The sequence below is a fragment of the Methylomagnum sp. genome, assembly GCF_054333355.1.
In genome coordinates, this window is the sequence record NZ_JBTEKS010000040.1 from 1 (window position 1) to 19,193 (window position 19,193).

Annotated in this window: 18 protein-coding genes; 8 read left to right on the plus strand and 10 right to left on the minus strand. The window is 61.6% G+C overall.

What is annotated here, in order from left to right:
• Positions 1-316: 316 nt before the first annotated feature.
• Positions 317-538 carry a hypothetical protein gene (locus ACXWUF_RS05280; protein WP_458493619.1) on the plus strand — a complete coding sequence of 74 codons (222 nt, stop codon included), beginning with the start codon at positions 317-319 and terminating at the stop codon, positions 536-538.
• A gap of 35 nt (positions 539-573) precedes the next feature.
• Positions 574-1,029, plus strand: coding sequence for a YaiI/YqxD family protein (locus ACXWUF_RS05285; protein ID WP_458493620.1), 456 nt, complete (start codon positions 574-576; stop codon positions 1,027-1,029).
• Positions 1,030-1,115: 86 nt separating this feature from the next.
• On the opposite strand, the gene ACXWUF_RS05290 is transcribed toward ACXWUF_RS05285, so the two are convergent.
• Positions 1,116-1,895: a spermine/spermidine synthase domain-containing protein gene (locus tag ACXWUF_RS05290; protein ID WP_458493621.1), complete on the minus strand. Its 780-nt coding sequence runs from the start codon at positions 1,893-1,895 to the stop codon at positions 1,116-1,118.
• A 709-nt stretch (positions 1,896-2,604) separates the two neighbouring features.
• Here ACXWUF_RS05290 and ACXWUF_RS05295 point away from each other — a divergent pair.
• The 3 genes from ACXWUF_RS05295 to prlC all read left to right on the plus strand — a co-directional run bounded on the left by ACXWUF_RS05295 (position 2,605) and on the right by prlC (position 7,432).
• Positions 2,605-4,131: a multicopper oxidase family protein gene (locus ACXWUF_RS05295; protein ID WP_458493622.1), complete on the plus strand. Its 1,527-nt coding sequence runs from the start codon at positions 2,605-2,607 to the stop codon at positions 4,129-4,131.
• Positions 4,132-4,226: 95 nt separating this feature from the next.
• Complete coding sequence (locus ACXWUF_RS05300) at positions 4,227-4,964, plus strand: hypothetical protein (protein ID WP_458493623.1); 738 nt, start codon at positions 4,227-4,229, stop codon at positions 4,962-4,964.
• A gap of 413 nt (positions 4,965-5,377) precedes the next feature.
• Positions 5,378-7,432, plus strand: coding sequence for an oligopeptidase A (gene prlC, locus ACXWUF_RS05305; RefSeq protein WP_458493624.1), 2,055 nt, complete (start codon positions 5,378-5,380; stop codon positions 7,430-7,432).
• Between the two features lie 48 nt (positions 7,433-7,480).
• Here the strand turns inward: prlC and ACXWUF_RS05310 are convergent, their stop codons facing one another.
• The gene (locus ACXWUF_RS05310) at positions 7,481-7,687 is read right to left on the minus strand and encodes a DUF2795 domain-containing protein (RefSeq protein ID WP_458493625.1); all 207 of its coding nucleotides are present in this window, start codon (positions 7,685-7,687) and stop codon (positions 7,481-7,483) included.
• A 252-nt stretch (positions 7,688-7,939) separates the two neighbouring features.
• Here ACXWUF_RS05310 and ACXWUF_RS05315 point away from each other — a divergent pair, with 252 nt between their 5' ends.
• Complete coding sequence (locus ACXWUF_RS05315; protein WP_458493626.1) at positions 7,940-9,598, plus strand: ArnT family glycosyltransferase; 1,659 nt, start codon at positions 7,940-7,942, stop codon at positions 9,596-9,598.
• Positions 9,599-9,652: 54 nt separating this feature from the next.
• Here ACXWUF_RS05315 and crp read toward each other — a convergent pair whose 3' ends face one another.
• Positions 9,653-10,306 (minus strand): cAMP-activated global transcriptional regulator CRP, encoded by a 654-nt coding sequence (gene crp / locus ACXWUF_RS05320; RefSeq protein WP_458493627.1) that lies wholly within the window; start codon positions 10,304-10,306, stop codon positions 9,653-9,655.
• A gap of 119 nt (positions 10,307-10,425) precedes the next feature.
• On the opposite strand from crp, the gene ACXWUF_RS05325 reads away from it, so the two are divergent.
• Positions 10,426-10,845, plus strand: coding sequence for an OsmC family protein (locus ACXWUF_RS05325; protein WP_458493628.1), 420 nt, complete (start codon positions 10,426-10,428; stop codon positions 10,843-10,845).
• 123 nt (positions 10,846-10,968) lie between these two features.
• Positions 10,969-11,766, plus strand: coding sequence for an adenosylmethionine decarboxylase (speD, locus tag ACXWUF_RS05330; RefSeq protein WP_458493636.1), 798 nt, complete (start codon positions 10,969-10,971; stop codon positions 11,764-11,766).
• A 229-nt stretch (positions 11,767-11,995) separates the two neighbouring features.
• Here the strand turns inward: speD and ACXWUF_RS05335 are convergent, their stop codons facing one another.
• From ACXWUF_RS05335 to ACXWUF_RS05365, 7 genes are all read right to left on the minus strand, one after another.
• The gene (locus tag ACXWUF_RS05335) at positions 11,996-12,622 is read right to left on the minus strand and encodes a hypothetical protein (protein WP_458493629.1); all 627 of its coding nucleotides are present in this window, start codon (positions 12,620-12,622) and stop codon (positions 11,996-11,998) included.
• 293 nt (positions 12,623-12,915) lie between these two features.
• The gene (locus tag ACXWUF_RS05340; protein ID WP_458493630.1) at positions 12,916-14,148 is read right to left on the minus strand and encodes a (Fe-S)-binding protein; all 1,233 of its coding nucleotides are present in this window, start codon (positions 14,146-14,148) and stop codon (positions 12,916-12,918) included.
• Between the two features lie 133 nt (positions 14,149-14,281).
• Positions 14,282-15,844, minus strand: coding sequence for a bifunctional phosphoribosylaminoimidazolecarboxamide formyltransferase/IMP cyclohydrolase (gene purH / locus ACXWUF_RS05345; RefSeq protein WP_458493631.1), 1,563 nt, complete (start codon positions 15,842-15,844; stop codon positions 14,282-14,284).
• Positions 15,845-15,876: 32 nt separating this feature from the next.
• Positions 15,877-16,167, minus strand: coding sequence for a helix-turn-helix domain-containing protein (locus tag ACXWUF_RS05350; protein ID WP_458493632.1), 291 nt, complete (start codon positions 16,165-16,167; stop codon positions 15,877-15,879).
• Positions 16,164-17,144: a tRNA dihydrouridine synthase DusB gene (gene dusB / locus ACXWUF_RS05355; RefSeq protein WP_458493633.1), complete on the minus strand. Its 981-nt coding sequence runs from the start codon at positions 17,142-17,144 to the stop codon at positions 16,164-16,166. The genes ACXWUF_RS05350 and dusB overlap by 4 nt, the downstream gene beginning before the upstream one ends.
• A 248-nt stretch (positions 17,145-17,392) precedes the next feature.
• On the minus strand, positions 17,393-17,752 hold the full coding sequence (locus ACXWUF_RS05360) for a nuclear transport factor 2 family protein (RefSeq protein ID WP_458493634.1): 360 nt from the start codon (positions 17,750-17,752) through the stop codon (positions 17,393-17,395).
• A gap of 5 nt (positions 17,753-17,757) precedes the next feature.
• Positions 17,758-19,098 carry a TIGR04283 family arsenosugar biosynthesis glycosyltransferase gene (locus ACXWUF_RS05365; RefSeq protein ID WP_458493635.1) on the minus strand — a complete coding sequence of 447 codons (1,341 nt, stop codon included), beginning with the start codon at positions 19,096-19,098 and terminating at the stop codon, positions 17,758-17,760.
• Positions 19,099-19,193 lie beyond the last annotated feature (95 nt).

The window sequence follows — 19,193 nt, forward strand, 5'->3', positions numbered from 1 at the left end:
GGGTGGATGCGCTCCGCTTATCCGCCCTACCCTGACTTACGTTTTTTATGGGCCGCGGCTAACCATCTGTTTCAAAACGCCATTTTCCTCTATGCCAACAGAGCCTTACGTCAACAGAACCTAACCCCTTCCCAGGGGGCGAGGGGACAAATCGCATTTCTGCGTAAGTCCTATGCTCGTAATCCCGCCCCAATCCGCCCGATCTTCGGAGTTTCAGCACGCGGCAAGAACGGCAACAGGTGGGCCGGGTTTTTTGGCGGAAGCGCTGAGGCAGGCAAGCACGGATCACACACCCTAACCTCGACAGGAATCCCCAATGATCGGTCACGCTAGTCTTATCGCCATCCTCGCGGCATTGCTCTCCGCCTGCGCCTCGGGCATTCCCTCCGTGGACGACCCGCTCCATCCCGTGGTGGATGGGGAAAGCGTGCCGTCGGTTCAATTCCTGCAAAAATACTGCATGGGCGAAAATATGAACGCCACCTGCTCCGAGGTGAGGAACGCGGTGGCTGAATCGCTGCAATCGCCCTCGCCCTGACGCCCCCACCCCACCCATCCCGAGGCCATCCCATCATGCGAATCTGGGTCGATGCCGACGCCTGCCCCAATGTCATCAAGGACATCCTGTTCCGGGCGGCGGAGCGGGTGAAAGTGCCCATGATCCTGGTGGCGAACCAGTCCATCGCCACGCCGCCCTCCGCCTACATCACGGCCTTGCGGGTGCGGAAAGGCTTCGACGCGGCGGACAACGAGATCGTCAAGCGGCTGGAGCCGGGCGATTTGGTCATCACGGCGGATATTCCCTTGGCGGCGGAAGCCATCGCCAAGGGCGGATTCGCCCTGAATCCACGGGGCGAGTTCTACTCCGAGGCGAACATCCGGGCGCGGCTGAACATGCGGGATTTCATGGAGACGCTCCGGGCCAGCGGCATCGACACCGGCGGACCCGCCGCCCTGAATCAGCGGGACCGGCAAGCCTTCTCCAATGAGCTGGATAAGTTTCTGGCCCGGCACGCGAAGCCGGGTTAAGCAGAAAGACCATGGGCGCGGGCTTCAGCCCGCGACAGCCGAGCCTGGTCGTGGGCAGAAGCCTACCCCCACCGCCATACACTCGATTACGGCGGCGGCGTGAGCAAATGCAGCAGCCGGGGAAATTCGACGCCGTGGCGCTGCTCCAGAATCCTGGCCCGCTGCCTGAGCGCCTCGCGGCCAAGCCGCCGCACCTCCGCCCCCAAACCAAAGCCGATGACATTGCCCCGGCCCGTGACTTGCAGCCGCTTCGTGCCGCCCTCGAAATAGAGATTGAGCAGGCGCATGGAGTGGCGCAGGGATTCCGCGTGGCTGCCCCAGAGGTTCATGGCGAGAACGCCATCGGGAGTCAGCAACTTCGCGCAGGCGGAGACAAAATCGTGCTGGCTGGCGGAAACGGCCAAGCCCTCGTGATCGAAAATATCCACGAAGATATGCCCGTATTCCCCGGCGGCATTGTCCGCCGCATGGCAGACGAACTCGCCGCCCTCGGCGATGTGCAGCGTGAGCCGGGGGTCTTCGGGCAAGCCGAAATATTCATGGGCGACCATCGCCACGATGGGGCGGTATTCCACCACGTCGATGCGGCATTCCGGGAAGGCGTTCAGCAGGAACTTCGCCAGCGATCCCCCGCCCAACCCCAGCAGCAACACCCGCCCCGGATCGGCGCTGAAGATGATTCCTGCCAGCATGGCCCGGACGTAGCTAAGCTCTAGCCGATCCGGGTCCGCCAGCGACATGGCGCTCTGCTTGGGCGAGGTGCCGAAATGCAGCGAGCGCACGCCGAAAGCGTCCACCACCTCCACCAGTCCCTCCTTGTCCCGGCGGCAATGCACCAGCGTTCCGCCATATTTGCGCATGGTCATTGGCTATCCGGTGGCTCCGCCGGGATGGGAAATTTCTCGGCCATCCCCAACCCCGGCAAACAGTAAGGCAAATAACGCAACGGGTGCGGCAATCCCCAGCCCCGCGCCATCCGCAAGTTTGAGCGAATTATCCATGTCATTGTTTTTATTTGAAAATCAGCTTAGGCACGCAATTTGTTTGGCTTACCAGCGCATAGCCTCTTCGATTGCGACACTGGACGACCGGCTGTAAAAATTCTCGAATCTTGTCTCTGCCTCCTCTCTCGAAACCGCACCTGTCCTTTAGTCCCACCTTCCGTCCCCGGTGTCGCTTTTTTTCATCCCGCCATTGACCCAGCCTAACAGGCCCATTCCTCCCATCGCCACTTCGGCGTCCCTCCTCTCCGCCCCGCGAACCAGGCCCCGCGCCGGAAAAGCGTCCATTATCCAACATCCGCCCCCGAGTACCCATCTTCGTTGGCGGGCGCGTGGGGAGCCGACGCCGCCACGGGCTTCCGCCTCCCACACAGCCTCTTAAGGGACGCGCCTGCCGGTCCTGAACAAGCCCTTACGTAGCCCTCCGCATAGGCCACGCCCCGGCCCCATGCTAGGTTTGCCCCACGCCATCAAGGATTGGCCGTCAGATAGGCGCGGCGGGAAGCCGGTGGACGCTGCCCATGGGATGCGTTTTAAACGGAAGATGCGGCAAGTCACGCCGTGGGGAGGAACTATGCGCTCAACGACCCTGCGGATTTCGTTGACTCGGGCCACCATCCTGCTGGCGGTGGGGTCCAGCATGATCGTCTCGCTCATGTCGGCGCCCGCCTCCAGTCCGATCAAAATGGCCGACCAAGCCACCGCTCTCCCGCAAGCCGGAAAGAAGGGCTCGCGATTCCAGAACCCGCCGGAAATCGCCAGCAGCGACGGCGTCCTCACGGCGATATTCACGGTCACGCCCGCCGGATTCAAGGTGGCCGGGCTGAATCTCACCTTTCCGGCGCTGTACGAGGCCGCCTACACCCCGCCGGTGCTGCGGGTGAATCCAGGCGACCGGCTACGGATTCTGCTGAACAATTTCGGGCAGGTCTCCACGAACCTTCACTTCCACGGCCTCAACGTCACTCCGCGAGAGGGCGGCGACAATATTTTTGTCAGCGTCGATCAAGGCGACTCCTTCCAATACGACTTCCCCATTCCCGCCAGCCACCGTCAGGGCTTGTACTGGTATCACCCACACCGCGACCCGTTTTTAAACACGCAGATTGCTGGCGGCATGGCGGGCGGCATCATTATCGGCAATATCCTCGCGCCGTTCCCGGCCCTCGCCGGGATACCCGAGCGGCTGATTCTGCTGAAAGACCTGAAAGCGCGGGACGGAGCGCCGGTGGACGATCCCGATCCCAGCGGCCAGACCCGCCGCACGGTCAATGGCTTGTATCAGCCGAAGCTGGAAATGCGGCCCGGCCAGCTTGAGTTCTGGCGGATCGGCAATCAGAGTTCGAACATTTTCTACCGGCTGAAGATGGACGGGCAGACCTTCCACGTCATCGGGACCGATGGCAATCTGCAAAACCAAGCGACGCCGATGACCATGCTCGTTCTGCCCCCCGGCGCTCGGTTCGAAGCGCTGGTTTATGGGCCGCCTGCGGGCAATTACCGCTTACAGGACGCGGCCTACAGCACCGGGCCGGAGGGCGACCAATATCCGGGGCAACGCCTGATGAGCGTGGTGTCCAAGGGCGCGGCGGTCACGCCGATCCCGATTCCCAGCGCCGATCAATTCCCCAAGCTCCCCGACCTTCGCGCCGGGACCATCAACCAGCGGCGGACCATCGTGTTCTCCGACACGGTGCTGCCGGACCTGTTCTTCATCAATGGCAAGCCGTTCACCCCGGATTGCGTGGACACGCTGGTGAGGCTGGGCGATGTGGAGGAGTGGACGATTCAGAACACGGCGCGGGAAGCTCATGTGTTCCATATCCATCAGCTTGATTTTCAGGTGACGGAAATGAACGGCGCGGCCCAGCCCTTCAATGGCTATAACGACGTGGTCACGCTGCCGCCCGCCCCCAGCGACACCCAACCCAGCGTGGTGAAAGTGCTGATTCCCTTCACCGACCCGGTGATCCTGGGTGAGTTCGTTTATCACTGCCACATCATCCAGCACGAGGACCAGGGGATGATGTCGGTGATCCGGGTGATCGACCCGGCGGCGCCGATGCCGGACATCAGGATGTGCCAAACGACCGGCAAATAATTCCGCGCCCCGCCGTCAATCGCTCACAGAATCAAGGGCGTCCGTTACGTAAATTAGCTCCCACACAACAACCACAATTCAATGGGAGCCACGCCATGAACACCATCACCCAAAAATCCGCGATTTCGTCCCTGAGCCTCTTTGCCGGTCTGCTTTGCCTGGGCCTGTCCGCCTCGCCCGCGGCCAATGCGACTCAGCCCGTGCATTTGGCCTGGGCCGAGGACATCGTCACCCATGTGACCCCGGACAAGAACGAATACGGCACCAGCCCCAATTACATTTACTGGGCCGGCGTGAACGGCGCCACCACGTACGAGAACCGCACCGAGTGCAGCTCCTTCGCCACACGGGTGCTGAAACAGGCTTATGGCTGGGGCGACAGCGATTTCGTCGCCTGGATGGGTTCCAAAAGCCCGACCGCCGCCAAGTACCACGACACCATCCAGGCCGGGAACGGCTTCGTCGAAATCCAGAACATCGCCGACATCCAGCCGGGCGACATCCTGGCCGTGAAGTACCCGGAGGGCTTATCATCCACCGGCCATGTGATGATGGCGCGGGGCCAGGCCGTGCCGCGAACCGCTTCCGCGCCGTTGGTGCCGGGCACGGTCCAGTACGAAATCCAAATCATCGACTCGTCGCAATCCGGCCATGGCTCCAACGACACCCGCCGGATGAGCGACGGCACCTGGGACACGGGCGTGGGCATCGGCACCCTGCGGCTGTATGCCGACACCCTCGGCAATATCACGGGCTACACCTGGAGCACCTACAGCAACTCGGTTTATTACGGCCAGTCCGAGCGGCATATGGTGGTGGGGCGGGTGCAGTGATGGTTTGCTAAACCGCGTCCCGTTTGAAAGCCGTAGTGTTGAACGCCGCCTGTAGGATGGGTGGAGGCGCACTAGGCATGAGTCCGAAAACTCTGGTGATTCTGGCCGTGCGCCGTAACCCATCGAGCGATGTCGGCCTTATGATGGGTTACGGTGCGCCGCTGCCCTTGCAGAATTCGGTTGCACCTCATGGCGCACCTCCACCCATCCTACAGACTATGGTTTTCAAGTGGGGCACGGTTTAGCGACTGAACCCGCAAGCAGAAGCTTGCGAAGTCGCCCAGCCAGCCCCATATCGTTGGGAATGGTCGCCCGATTCGGAACGGTAGCCAGACAACCCGCTCTAATCCCAAGACTAGACTGGTGGCAGTGATCCGCCGCTTCCATTTCACCATTCCCAACCCACGAACAATATGAGCAACCCTCTACTCGAATCCCACGACCTCCCTCCGTTCTCCCGCATCAAAGCCGAGCACGTCCAGCCAGCGGTGGAGCAAATCCTCGCCGACAACCGCGCCGCCATCGCCGCCTTGTTGGAACCCGGCAAGACCTACACCTGGGCCAACCTGGTGGAGCCGCTGGAAGACCTGGACGACCGGCTCAACAAGGCGTGGTCGCCGGTCAGCCACATGAACTCGGTGGTGAACAGCGACGAACTCCGCGAAGCCTACAACGCCTGCCTGCCGCTCTTGAGCGAATACGCCACCGAAGTCGGCCAGAACGAGGACTTGTACCGGGCCTACCATAGCCTCGCCGACTCCCCCGATTTCGCCTCGCTGGAAACGGCGCAGCGCAAGATCATCGACAACGCCCTGCGGGACTTCCGCCTGTCCGGCGTCGACCTGCCGCCCGCGCAGAAAGATCGCTTCAAAGAAATAGCCCAGGAGCTTTCCCGGCTCGGCAGCAAATTCCAGGACAACCTGCTGGACGCGACCCAGGGCTGGACCAAGCACATCGAGGACGAGAGCCTCCTGGCCGGCTTGCCGGACTCGGCGAAGCTCCTGGCCCGCCAGACGGCGGCGGCACAGAGCAAGGAAGGCTGGGTGTTCACCCTGGAATTCCCGTCCTACGTCGCCATCATGACCTACGCCGACAGCCGCGAACTGCGCCAGGAGTTCTACACCGCCTACGCCACGCGGGCCTCCGACCAGGGGCCGAACGCCGGGCAATGGGACAACGGCGAGACCATGGAAAAGCTTCTGGCCCTACGCCACGAAGAAGCGCAATTGCTGGGTTTCGCCAACTTCGCGGAATTGTCCCTCGCCACCAAGATGGCACCCTCGACCGACGAGGTGGTCGGCTTCCTGAAGGATTTGGCCGACCGCTCCAAGCCCCACGCCCAACAGGACTTGGCCGAACTGCGGGCCTTCGCCGCCGAGCATCTGGGGATTGAATCGGCGGAATCCTGGGACTTGGGCTACGCCTCGGAGAAGCTGCGCCAGCACAAGTACGAATTATCCGAAGAAGAGGTCCGCCAATACTTCCCCGCGCCCAAGGCGGTGGCCGGGTTGTTCGCCGTGGTCGAAAAGCTGTATGGCCTACGCATCCGCGCCGTGGACGGAGTGGAGGTGTGGCACCCGGATGTGCGGTTCTACGAAATCCAGGATGACGCTGGCGAACTGCGCGGAGCGTTCTTCTTGGATATGTACGCCCGCCCCAAGAAGCGCGGCGGGGCGTGGATGGACGAATGCGTGACCCGCCGCCGGGTCGGCGACGATGTGCAAACGCCGGTCGCCTACCTCACCTGCAATTTCACGCCGCCCAGCGAGAACGAACCGGCCCTGCTGCGGCACGACGAGGTGCTGACCCTGTTCCACGAGTTCGGCCACGGCTTGCAGCACATGCTGACCCGCGTCGATTATCCGGGCGTGTCGGGCATCCACGGGGTGGAGTGGGACGCGGTGGAATTGCCCAGCCAGTTCATGGAGAACTATTGCTGGGAGCCGGAAGCCCTGGCGCTGATTTCCGGCCACTACCAGACCGGCGAGCCGTTGCCGAAAACGCTGCTGGACAAGATGATCGCCGCCCGCAACTTCCAATCGGGGATGCAGATGGTGCGGCAGTTGGAATTCTCGCTGTTCGATTTCCGTATGCACCGGGACTACGACCCGGCCTTGGGCGGGCGGGTTTATCCGATCCTCAATGAGGTGCGGCAACAGGTGGCGGTGGTGATTCCGCCCGCCTTCAACCGCTTCCCGCACAGCTTCTCCCACATCTTCGCGGGCGGCTACGCGGCGGGGTATTACAGCTATAAATGGGCGGAGGTGCTGTCCAGCGACGCCTATTCGCTGTTCGAGGAACAGGGCATCTTCAACCCGGAGACCGGGAAGGCGTTCATGGCGAACATCCTGGAAACCGGCGGCAGCCAGAAGGCCATGGCGTTGTTCGTGGCATTCCGGGGCCGGGAACCGGAGATTGATGCGCTGTTACGACATAACGGGATTACCGAACTACCGGAAGCGGCCTAATCTCAAGATTGTAGGTCGGGCTTAAGCCCGACCTACACGGGGACCGGGTTATTCGACCTGACCCACGGCTTTGCTTACGTCGATGGCGTTGCGATATTCCTGCTCCGGCAGTTGCTGCAAAATATTCAGCACCTCCTCGTCGGCGCCGTTATTCTTAGCGTGCTGGATAAGGTCTTGCTTCTTACACGGGAAATCAATGTCCTTGAGGCTCTTTTGGATTTCCACCGGGCTGACGCCTGCACCTGCTTTGCTCATAACACTCTCCTTGAGTTACTGAAACGCTCATTAAAGACGCCGATTGCGGGGAATCGGTATCCTTTTCGACGCGGGGCGTCCCGCGATTATCCAGCCTAGGGAACACTACCTAGAACGCTAAAGCGTGGGAACGGGCTTCAGCCCGCGATCCGCTGTGATTATCGCGGGCTGAAGCCCGCTCCCACAGAACCGCCCATCACCCGCCGGTACAATCCGGCTTTCCCATCAACCAATAATTTCAACGAACATCCAATGTGGCACCGAGCGCTTATCCGGGACTACGTCCTGTTGTGGGGGATTTTGGTCATCGTCGGCCTAGCTTGCCGACCCCTGACGCCGGTGGACGAGACCCGCGCCGTCTCGGTGGCCTGGGAGATGTGGCAGCGGGGCGACTGGCTGGTGCCGCATCTCAACGGCGAAACCTACAGCCACAAGCCGCCGCTGCTGCAATGGGGGATTCATCTGGGTTGGCTGTTGGCCGGGGTGAACGACTGGACGCCGCGCCTAGTGGCCCCGCTATTTGGGCTGGCAAACCTATTCTTGACCGCCGCCCTGGCCCGGCGGTTGTGGCCGGAACAGGGGGAAGTCCACCGGCTGGCGCCCCTGATTCTATTGAGCCTGCCGGTGTGGGCGCTGTGGACCTCGCTGACGCTGTACGACATGCTGGTGGCCTTCTTCACCCTGCTGGGGATGCTGGGCATCTGGCTCTCCGGGCAGGGCGAGACGTGGCGGGGACGGCTGTTGACCGGCCTCGCCATCGGTGGCGGCGTGCTGTCGAAAGGCCCGGTCATCCTGTTGCTCATCTTGCCGACGGGGCTGCTAGCGCCCTGGTGGCTCGCTGAGCGGCCCGCCATGGGTTGGGGGCGGTGGTATCTGGGCTTGTTCGGTTCCGTCCTGCTAGGGGCCGTTCTGGCCTTGGCCTGGGCTATCCCGGCGGGGATCGTGGGCGGCGAGGAATACCGCCGCGCGATTTTCTGGGGCCAGTCCGCCGGACGCATCGCCAATTCCTTTGCCCATCGGCGGCCTTGGTGGTGGTACGGGGCGATTCTGCCGATCCTGCTGTTTCCGTGGATTTTCCGCGTTTCCCTGTGGCGGAGCCGACCATGGCCTCAATTCAAAACCGATGTCGGCCTGAGATTCTGCCTCGCCCACGCCGGGGCCGTAACGCTGCTGCTGTCGTTCGTGAGCGGCAAGCAGGTCCATTACATCCTGCCCGTGGTGCCCGCCGTGGTATTGATGGTGGCGCGGCGGCTGCCCGAGGCTTCGGAGCGTGGGACGCGGCTGGATCGGTGGTGGCTGGCGGGATGCTTCGTGGCGCTGGGGGCGGCACTGATTGTGGTGCCGATGGTTCACGCGGGTAAAGGCGAAACGGCACACATCATCGCCGCCGCCCCGCTGGCCGCCAAACTGGCGCTTATCGCCATCGGTTTGGTGTTAGCCTTCACGAGACAAACCATGGCTGTGCGGGGAACGGCCTACGCCCTCATCGGGCTGGTGCTGGTGGCGCATCCCATCTACCAAGCGGGCAAAGGGCCGGTGGACGACATGCGGCCCATGGCGACGCGCTTGGGCCAGTTGCAGGAGCAAGGCGTGCCGGTGGCCCATTGGGGCAAATACAGCGGGGAGTTTCAATTCCTGGGCCGGTTGCCCCAGCCCTTGGAGGTGGTAATGGATCAAAAGGAGTTGATGGATTGGCTGACGGCCCACCCGGATGGCCACCTGGTGATTATCCATCGCAGCGACCGGCTACTCGCGACCGACGGTGCCGAGTTCTCCCAGGATTACCGGGGACATCGCCGCCGGGTCGATTTGTGGCGGGCAGCGGCATTGAAGGCCGACCCCACCCTGTCGGAGCGCTTGATTGGCAAGGAGAAGCAACCCGAGGACTTAGAGGCCGAGCGTCCTGATTAGCTAAAATCCAACCCCAACCCAATCCAGGACGAAACATCCCGAATTGGATCGCGGCTAGCGGGTGCCAAACACCACGATGGTCTTGCCCTTGATATGGATATGCCCCTTCTCTTCCAGGTTTTTCAGGACGCGCCCCGCCATTTCCCGCGAGCAGCCCACGATGCGGCCAATCTCCTGGCGGGTCACGCGGATTTGCATCCCGTCGGGGTGGGTCATGGCGTCCGGTTGCTTGGCGAGGTCTTTCAGGGCGTTGGCGATTCGGCCCGAGGCGTCCAGGAAAGCGAAGCTGCGCACTTTGCGGCTGGTTTCGAGGAGTCGGTGGGAAAGCTGCCGACCCAACGCGGTCAGGATGCCGACGGCATAGGGTGCCAGTTCGGCGTTGAGCAGTTGGTGCAGGCGGACGTAGGTGATCGCCGCCAGTTGGCTTGGCTCCCGTGCCCGCACGAACACGTCGCGGGTGGCCGGCCCCATGAAGATGCCCATCTCCCCGATGAAATCGCCTTTGTTCAAGTAGGCGAGGACGATGTCCTGGTTGGTTTCCTTGTTGTGCATGGTGACCGAGCAAGACCCCTCGGTGATGTAATAGAGGGTGTCTCCCGGGTCGCCCGGCTTGATGATGGTGGCCTTGGCGGGAAAACGGTGGCGGTGGCAATGGGGCAGCAACCAGGGCATGGGATCGTCATGCTTGGCGGGGATGTGGTTTAGCATTGCTTTTTATCGGAGCTGAATTAACTAATCGAAGCAAATTCTAGCAGCGATTTTGAGTCGATCTATTGGACGGGGCTGTGATAAAGTATGCCGCTATTTTTTTCGGCGGGGTTCCCTCCATGAAGGCGCGTGTCAAGTGGGTTGAGAACGCCATATTTTTGGGCGAATCCGGCAGTGGTCACTCGGTGGTCATGGACGGTCCCCCGGAATCGGGCGGCAAGAATTTAGGGGTGCGCCCCATGGAAATGCTGCTGATTGGCATGGGAGGCTGCGCCTCCTTCGATGTCGTGCATATCCTGCGCAAAGGCAGGCACGAGGTGCGGAACTGCGAGGCTTTCCTGGAGGCCGAGCGGGCCGATTCGGACCCTAAGGTGTTCACGAAGATTCACCTCCATTTTATCGTGACGGGCAAGGGATTGAACGAGTCCGTCGTGGGTCGGGCCATCCGCTTGTCGGCGGAAAAGTACTGTTCGGCTTCCATCATGCTGGGCAAGACGGCCGAGATTACCCACGATTACGAGATAGCCGAAATCGAATGAACCATCGGCTTTCCGCCTAGGTCTCATGCGGGATGCCGATAAGGCTCCCGCTGATCCACTTAATTTTCCCTGTGCCTAACCGGCCGCTCCAACCGAATACGGGGTATCGTTGACTCGATGGAAATCGACAAGTTGCAGTTGCATGGTTTCAACAATTTAACCAAATCGTTGAGCTTCAACATTTACGATATCTGCTATGCCAAGACCGAGCAGCAGCAGCGCCGCTACATCGAGTATATCGACGAGATGTACAACGCTAAGCGCCTGACGCAGATTCTGACCGACGTGAACGCCATCATCGGCGCACAAATCCTCAACATCGCCCGGCAGGATTACGAGCCGCAGGGTGCCAGCGTGACCATGCTGATCTCGGAGGGCCACGACGTGCCCGACTCGATCACCAATGTGGAAGCGCCCGGCCCGTTCCCGGACTCGGTGGTCGCGCACCTGAACAAGAGCCATATCACGGTCCACACCTATCCGGAAAGCCACCCCTACGGCGGCATCAGCACATTCCGGGCGGATATTGACGTCTCGACCTGTGGCCGCATCTCGCCGCTGAAAGCGCTCAACTACCTGATCCACAGCTTTGAGTCGGACATCGTCATCATGGATTACCGGGTGCGCGGCTTCACCCGCGACATCAGCGGGCAGAAGCACTATATCGACCACGAAATCACGTCCATTCAGAACTACATTTCGGATGTGACCGCCGAGCGCTACCAGATGATCGACGTGAATGTCTATCAGGAAAAAATCTTCCACACCAAGATGATCCTGAAAGACTTCCACCTCGACAATTATTTGTTCGACACCGACAAGGATGCGCTGACGGCGGAGGAAAGGATTGCCATCCAAAAGCAGTTGCAGCGGGAAATGGCGGAAATTTTTTACGGTCGCAACTACAAGTTGCGTCGATAAACGCCAAAACGAAAAACACCCACAAAAAAGCCGACTTAATGTCGGCTTTTTTGTGGGTTCATGGTGGGGCCAACTCTTCGCTCCTCGCTAGGGGGGACTATGTTAAGTGAATCAGAATTAGCCTTAGGCACCAACTGAATCAAAAGGCTTACCAAGCCACTCCGCACTTTTTCACTGTGCGCTTCGCGTCTTAGCAAGCCTCATCCACCCCACTGCGGGAAATCAGTTATTAGCTACGGCGCCGATGGCGACCGCTCACCAAGCCCATGGTGCCAAGCAACAGGGTTATAGCGGCAGTACCGGCCACGGCGTCGATTTCGGGAACCGGTGCCGAGGCGTCAGTGACAGACACGGCGTCCAAACCCACGTAGCCGAAATTTTCATTGCTATTGCTAACAATGAATCGCACCAAAGTCGAGTTGCTTAACGCCTGGAAAGTCTGGCTAAACGTGAACCAGCCACTCGACTCCCCACTGGAATCAGCCACTTCAAAAGCGCTTTGCGCTACCTGAGTGCCGAAGTAACTTTCAAAGCTATTGGGCGTAAGTCCATCGCCATTGTAGGCATAGCTGAAGGTGTACCACTGCCCATTAACCGTGGTAACCGCCTGATTATATTCAAGCGGCTCATCGTCACCGATTGACAAGGCATAGCCACCAGCATAAACCGGGACATTGGTAATACCCGCATCAGCGGGTGTTCCAACTATTGTCCAATTGGCCGCATTAGGATCGCCGATACCGCTATTGGTTTCAAAGCTCCCGTTTTGGACCCATTCGGCAGCGGAAGCGCCTGTCGCGCCAACCATAGACACGGCAAACAAGGCACCTGCTGCAATCCGCTTAAAGTTTTTCATTGCTCTCTCCCAAAAATAGGGGTGGTGGATACATGAATCGGATTCATGCTTTGGCTTGCTTCAACAAAAGAATTCCGATTTAACCCATCCAATGCACATATCATGCCTACATTTTTTTATCCATTAATTTCAATAGGTTAAACAAATCGATCCATATACCCCGGATTGAACTGTAAGTTTTATCGACGTCCGCCCATGCTTGGCGATGGCAATGCGGTTCGCCAAAACGCATCCGTTCTTGGCGTCGCTCCATCCTTATAAACCCACGAATCCCCCCAAGCCGGGGGCGGCGGTCAATCTCCAATTTGCCAACCAAGGAGCGTTACCGGATGCACCAGCTTAACGCCTTGCCCCGCCCGCCGCTTCAAACCAGCCCGCAAATGCAAGGCGCAGCCTGGATTGGACGTGACCAGGAAATCGGGGCGAGCCGCCAGGACTTGATCCAGCACATCATCCCGTAACGTTGCGGCCATGCCGGGATGCTCCAGCATATAGCTGCCCGCCGCGCCGCAGCAGCGGGTTTGGGCGGACAAGGGAACCACTTTCAACGCGGGAATCCGCCCGAGCAACTGCGCCGCGTGGCGATCCGCCCGCAGCACATTCTTAAGGCTGCATGGCGAATGGAGGCAAACCGTCGCCGTTAGCGGCTTGAGTTGGAAATCCTCCGGCCAGGGCAAGTCCGCTAGGAATTGGCTAATGTCGCGGACCCTGCGCGAAATATTTTGGGCTTCCGCCGAGGGAAAAGCGTCGCCGTAATCGTGCAGCATGGCGCCGCAACCACTGGCAAAGCTCACAATGGCCTCGCCCTCGTCATCCCCGAAGGCCGCGACATTGCGGGCCACGAACTCGGTGGCACTTGCCCGGTCGCCCGCGTGCCAGTGCATCGCGCCACAGCAGCCTTGGGCTTCCGGGACACGGACGGAGACGCCCAGCCGGTTCATGAGGCGGATGGCCGAGGCCACGGTCTCGGCGTCCAGCAGCGAGGCCGTGCAGCCCAAAAACAACGCGGCCCGTGCGATTTCCTTGCCCTGCGCCGGATGGAGGCCTGTCCAATCTTTATTGGGCGCGGCATCCGGGAGACCGGCGGCGACATCCCCCATGCCCACCATGCGGGCGATTCCGCTGTGTTGAATGAAGCGCCCGGTCGCGGTGTCCGACGCGGAACGGACCCAGCGCGAAATCCATGGGCCAGTCAGGGTCTTGCGCAAGGCCGCCGATTTGATCTTGGCGGGCAGCGCCTTTCCCAAAGCGCCGGTCTCCTGCCGGAACTGATCGACGATCCGGGCATAAGGAACGTAGGCGGGACAGGCGGCCTCGCAGGCCCGGCATAGCAGGCAATTATCCACATGGCGGACTAGCTGGGGCGTGGCCTCCAAGACGCCGCCCGCCCAACCTTGAATCAGGGAGATACGGCCCCGGGGGGATTCGTTTTCATCCCGCGTCTTGGCATAGGTTGGGCAGTGCGGCAAACACAAGCCACATTTAACGCAAAGATCGGTGTCGGTAACGAGGTTTGACTGGCTCAAAATACAGCGTCGAAATGATGTAAAAAATTCGATAATTCAACAACGTATCTTAATTTATAGAGCAATGATCTGAACTATTTCCGTGATAGTGATCACAAAAAAGATGCATCGCTCTTTTTCGGCATCGGCACCATCAATGCCGGAAATGTCGCATCCCCGTGAAGACCATCGCCAAGCCCTGCTCGTCGGCGGCGGCGATAACCTCCGCGTCGCGCATCGAGCCGCCCGGATGAATCACGGCGGTCACGCCCGCTTCCGCGGCGGAGTCCACGCCATCCCGAAACGGGAAAAAGGCGTCGGAAGCCACCACCGAACCCGCGACCGACAAGCCCACATCGTTGGCCTTGATGGCCGCGATGCGGGCGGAATAAACCCGGCTCATCTGCCCCGCGCCCACGCCCACGGTCTGGCGCTGCTTGGCGTAGACGATGGCGTTGGACTTGACGAACTTGGCGACATTCCAGGCGAACAGCAGATCGACCAATTCCTCCTCGGTCGGCGCACGCTGGGTGACTACTTTCAAGTCCGCCCGGCCGATGGTGCCAATATCCCGGTCCTGCACCAGCAAGCCGCCCGTCACCCGCTTGTAATCCCATTCCGCCGCCGCATTCACGGGCCAATCGCCCGTCGCCAAGACCCGGACATTGGGCTTGCCCGCCAGGATGGGCAAGACGTCGGGGCTGATGCGGGGTGCCAGGATCACCTCCACGAATTGCCGCTCGATGATGGCGCGGGCGGTCTCGGCGTCTAATTCCTGATTGACGGCGATGATGCCACCGAATGCCGACGTGGGATCGGTGGCGTAGGCCCGGCCATAGGCTTCGGCGAGGCTTTGCCCCTGGGCCACGCCGCAGGGATTGGCGTGCTTGACAATGACGCAGGTGGGCAAGTCGCTGAACGCCTTCACACATTCCAGCGCGGAATCGGCGTCGGCGATGTTGTTGTAGGACAGCGCCTTGCCTTGCAATTGCGTGGCCGTCGCCACGCAGCCCGCCGGAGCGCCCGATTCCACATAGAACGCCGCCCGCTGGTGGGGGTTCTCGCCATAGCGCATCCCCTGGGCATGGTTGAAGCGCAGCACCAAAGGATCGGGGAAGGCTTCGCTGCCCTCGACCTTCCCCAGATAGGTGGAAATCGCGGTGTCGTAGGCGCCGGTATGACGGAAGCATTTGATGGCGAGGCGGAAGCGGGTGGCCCGGGACAAGGCGCGCTGGTTCTCCCGCAGCTCCGCCAGCACCGCCGCGTAATCGGCGGGATCGACCACCACGCCCACCGCGTCGTGATTCTTGGCGGCGGCGCGGAGCATGGCCGGCCCGCCGATGTCGATGTTCTCGATGGCCTCGTCCAGCGGGCAATCCGGCTTGGCGATGGTGGACTCGAAGGGATACAGATTGACCACCACCAAGTCGATGGGTCCGATGCTGTATTCCGCCATCACCTCCTCGTCCAGTCCCCGGCGTCCCAGGATGCCGCCGTGGATTTTGGGATGCAGCGTCTTGATGCGCCCGCCCATCATCTCGGGGAAACCTGTGTATTCCGACACCTCCACCGCCGCGACGCCGTGGTCGGCCAGCACGCGGAAGGTGCCGCCGGAGGACAGGATTTCGATGCCCATACCGACTAGCGCTTGGCAGAATTCCACCAGGCCGGATTTGTCGGACACGCTGATTAAAGCTCGGGTAAGTTGGGTATTCATGAGACTTTTGAGGAAATGCGGAGGAAAGGGATTTATTCGATGCCGTACTGGGTCATCTTCTTGCGCAGGGTGCTGCGGCTCAGGCCTAGAACTTGCGCGGCCCTGCTTTGATTATGGCCGCATTGCTCCAACACGGTCTCGATCAAGGGCTTCTCCACCTCGTTGATGACCATGGCGTAAAGATTGGTGGCCTCGTGGCCGTCGAGCCGGGCGAAATACGTCCGCATCGCCAGCCGGACATGCTCGCTCAGCACAAAGCCGGGCCTATCCCCGCTCAAGTGCGCACTCAAGTCTTCGGCCAAATTTCCGGGTGAGGCGCTCATGCGGCCAACTCCCGGGGCGGAGCCTGAAAAAACTCGTCAATAAGGGCCACCTGCCGGGCGGTCGAATCCTGAACGTTGAACATGCGTGTGAATTCCGGCGGACAAGGGAAATGATCGAAATACCAGCCGACATGCTTGCGGGCGATGCGCAAGCCTGGCAACTCGCCATAGAAGGCATAAAGCTCGTGTAAGTGTTCGAGGATTACGGCGCGGATTTCCGCCGCGTCGGGCGCGCCGGTGACGGGGCGCCCTTCGAGATGTTCCAGCATCGCCCGGAACAACCAAGGCCGACCGAGGGCGGCGCGTCCCACCATCACGGCATCGGCGCCGGTCTCCCGCAGCACAGCGGCGGCTTTGGCCGGGCTGTCGATGTCGCCGTTGGCGATGACGGGGATGCTCACCGCTTGCTTGACCGCATGAATTGTACGGTATTCGGCCTGCCCGGCGAACCCGCAGGCGCGGGTGCGGCCATGCACCGTGAGCGCCTGAATGCCCGCGCTTTCCGCGATCCTGGCGACGGTCGGCGCGTTGCGGTGATCCGGGTGCCAGCCGGTGCGGATTTTCAGCGTCACCGGCACGTCCACGGCGGCGACCACGGCTTCCAGGATGCGGCCCACCAGGGCTTCGTCCTTCATCAGGGCAGAACCGGCGGCCTTGTTGCAGACCTTCTTGGCCGGACAGCCCATGTTGATGTCGATGATCTGAGCGCCCCGGTCGGCGTTGATGCGGGCGGCCTCCGCCATGTGGGCGGGGTCGTTGCCGAGGATTTGTACCGAGCGCGGCTCTGGCTCGCCGCTATGGTCGGCGCGGCGCAGGGTTTTATGGTGGTCGCGCAGCCCGGGATTGGCGGACACCATTTCCGACACCGCCAGCGCCGCGCCGTAGCGCCGACACAGGCGGCGAAATGGCCGGTCGGTGATGCCGGCCATGGGGGCCAGGATCAAATGGTTGGCGAGTTGGTAAGGGCCGATGCGCATGGTCGTGGGGCAGGCGGAGGGGCGTGGAAGTCTAGCCGGAACGGGGGCGGGACGCAAAGCTTGTCGGCATGGCGAAGTTACGGTAAAGGGCGAGGCAAACGGGCCGCGAACCCGCGTGGGAGCGGTCTTCAGACCGGGACCAGGGGCGGAACCATCGCGGTCCAAAGACCGCACCCACGACAACCGACCCTCGCTATTCCGGGAATGTATTTCAAATCCTAAACGCCATCGGCGCGTCATCACGCCATTCAACCCGCCGCGTAGTGAGCGCGCGCCTTGACCACCCGGCCCGCCTCGTCGAAGCAGAACACCTCCGCCGCCGTCCCCCGGACACCCCGGTAATAAATCACCACGCTGTCCACCCCCGGCAGGACCGCCACCAGTTCAAACCGCAAGTCCGGCATGAGGCCCAAGGCCTTGGCCCAATAGGCCCGCACCGCTGGCTTGCCTTTGAGCTTCCCGCCCGGCTCCCCGGCCAGCGCGGCGATATAGGGCGAGGCCATCTCGAAATCATCGGCGTAATGGAACAGAACGCGGTCCAAGTCGTGGCTGTTCCAGGCGGCGACCCAGTCCTCGGCGAAGTGTTGAGCGAAACGGGCGTCGATCATCAAGTTCATCTCCGGTGGTAACGACGGGCCAGCCAAACCGGGTCGGCCCCCAGGAAATAGCCCAGCCGGAGCCGCCCCATGAGCAGAAGGGTATTGAGGATGCCGTGCTCCTCCCAATACCGGCTGGATGCCACCGCCCGTTCCCACAAGCAGGCCGGGCGGGCGTAGCGCCGAAGCGTCCGGCTCAGGGCGACATCCTCCATGAGCGGGATCTCCGGGAAACCGCCAACCTCCGTGAACAAATCCCGCCGCACGAACATCGCCTGATCGCCGCCGGCCATGCCACTGAGCCGGGAACGCCAATTAATGACGGACTCGACGATCCGCAAGGCCGGATGCGGCCCGGAGAATTGCACATCGAACCGGCCCCAGGCCGCGCCCGCCGCGCACACTTCGGCGAGTCGCCGATCCGCGTTGGCCGGCAGCCGCGTGTCCGCGTGCAGGAACAGCAACACCTCGCCCGTCGCGGCCCGCGCCCCCGTGTTCATCTGGGTGGCCCGGCCCCGCGCCGAGCGGATGATCCGCGTCGCCAAAGGCGCCGCCAGTTCCGCCGTATGGTCGTCGCTGAGTCCATCCACGACGATGATCTCGGCACCGCGCTCGCGGAAGGCTTGCAAACCGGCCAGGGTGGACTGGATGACGCCCGCCTCGTTATAGGCGGGCATGATGATGGACAGGCGCAAGGGCGGCGCGGCGGTGCCCGGCGGGTCCATCTCATCGGGGCTAGGCTGGCTACGGAGAAGCGGCTGGGTATAGGTTTCCAGCCGGGCGATTTGCCGGTCGTGGCGATGGCGCAGCAGCGTCAGCGCCGCGACCGCGCCCAGCAGGGCGATGGCCATGTCGGACTGGGCGTCCCACGGATCGCCCTGGATGGCGAGGAAATCCTCGGCCCGTTCCCGCAGCGCCAGCGCGGCCCCCCATTCCACCAGTTCATAGGCCGCGCTGAGCGCCAGGGTCAAGGCCGACACGACCAGCCACAGCCAGCCCCGCTTCACCGCCTCGCAACGCACCAGGATTTCCCGGAACAAAATGGCGGGCGCGAAGCCCTGGAAGAAATGGGCGAGCTTGTCGAAATTGTTCCGCTGCCAGCCCAGCCGGGGCTTGAGCCACTCGAACACCGGCACGTTGCCGAAGCCGTAATGGGCTCCCACCAAGATCAGCAGGCACAGGATCAGCAGCAGCACATGGCTCAGATTGGTGAGCGGGAAGGCCCGGCGGGTGAGCGCGAGAATCAGGAAAGCCCCCACCGCTGGCAGCATCTCCAAAAACCAATTGAGATAGCCGCTAGGCATTACCGCCGACCAAACCAAGGCCGGGATAAAGACGAAAAACCAATACTTAGACAAGGCCGTGAACCTCCTGTTGTAGAGCCTACAGATAGTCTGACACAACCACGGGAAAACGATTACCCTCTTGGTCGCCGCCCCGCTTCGGAAAGCCC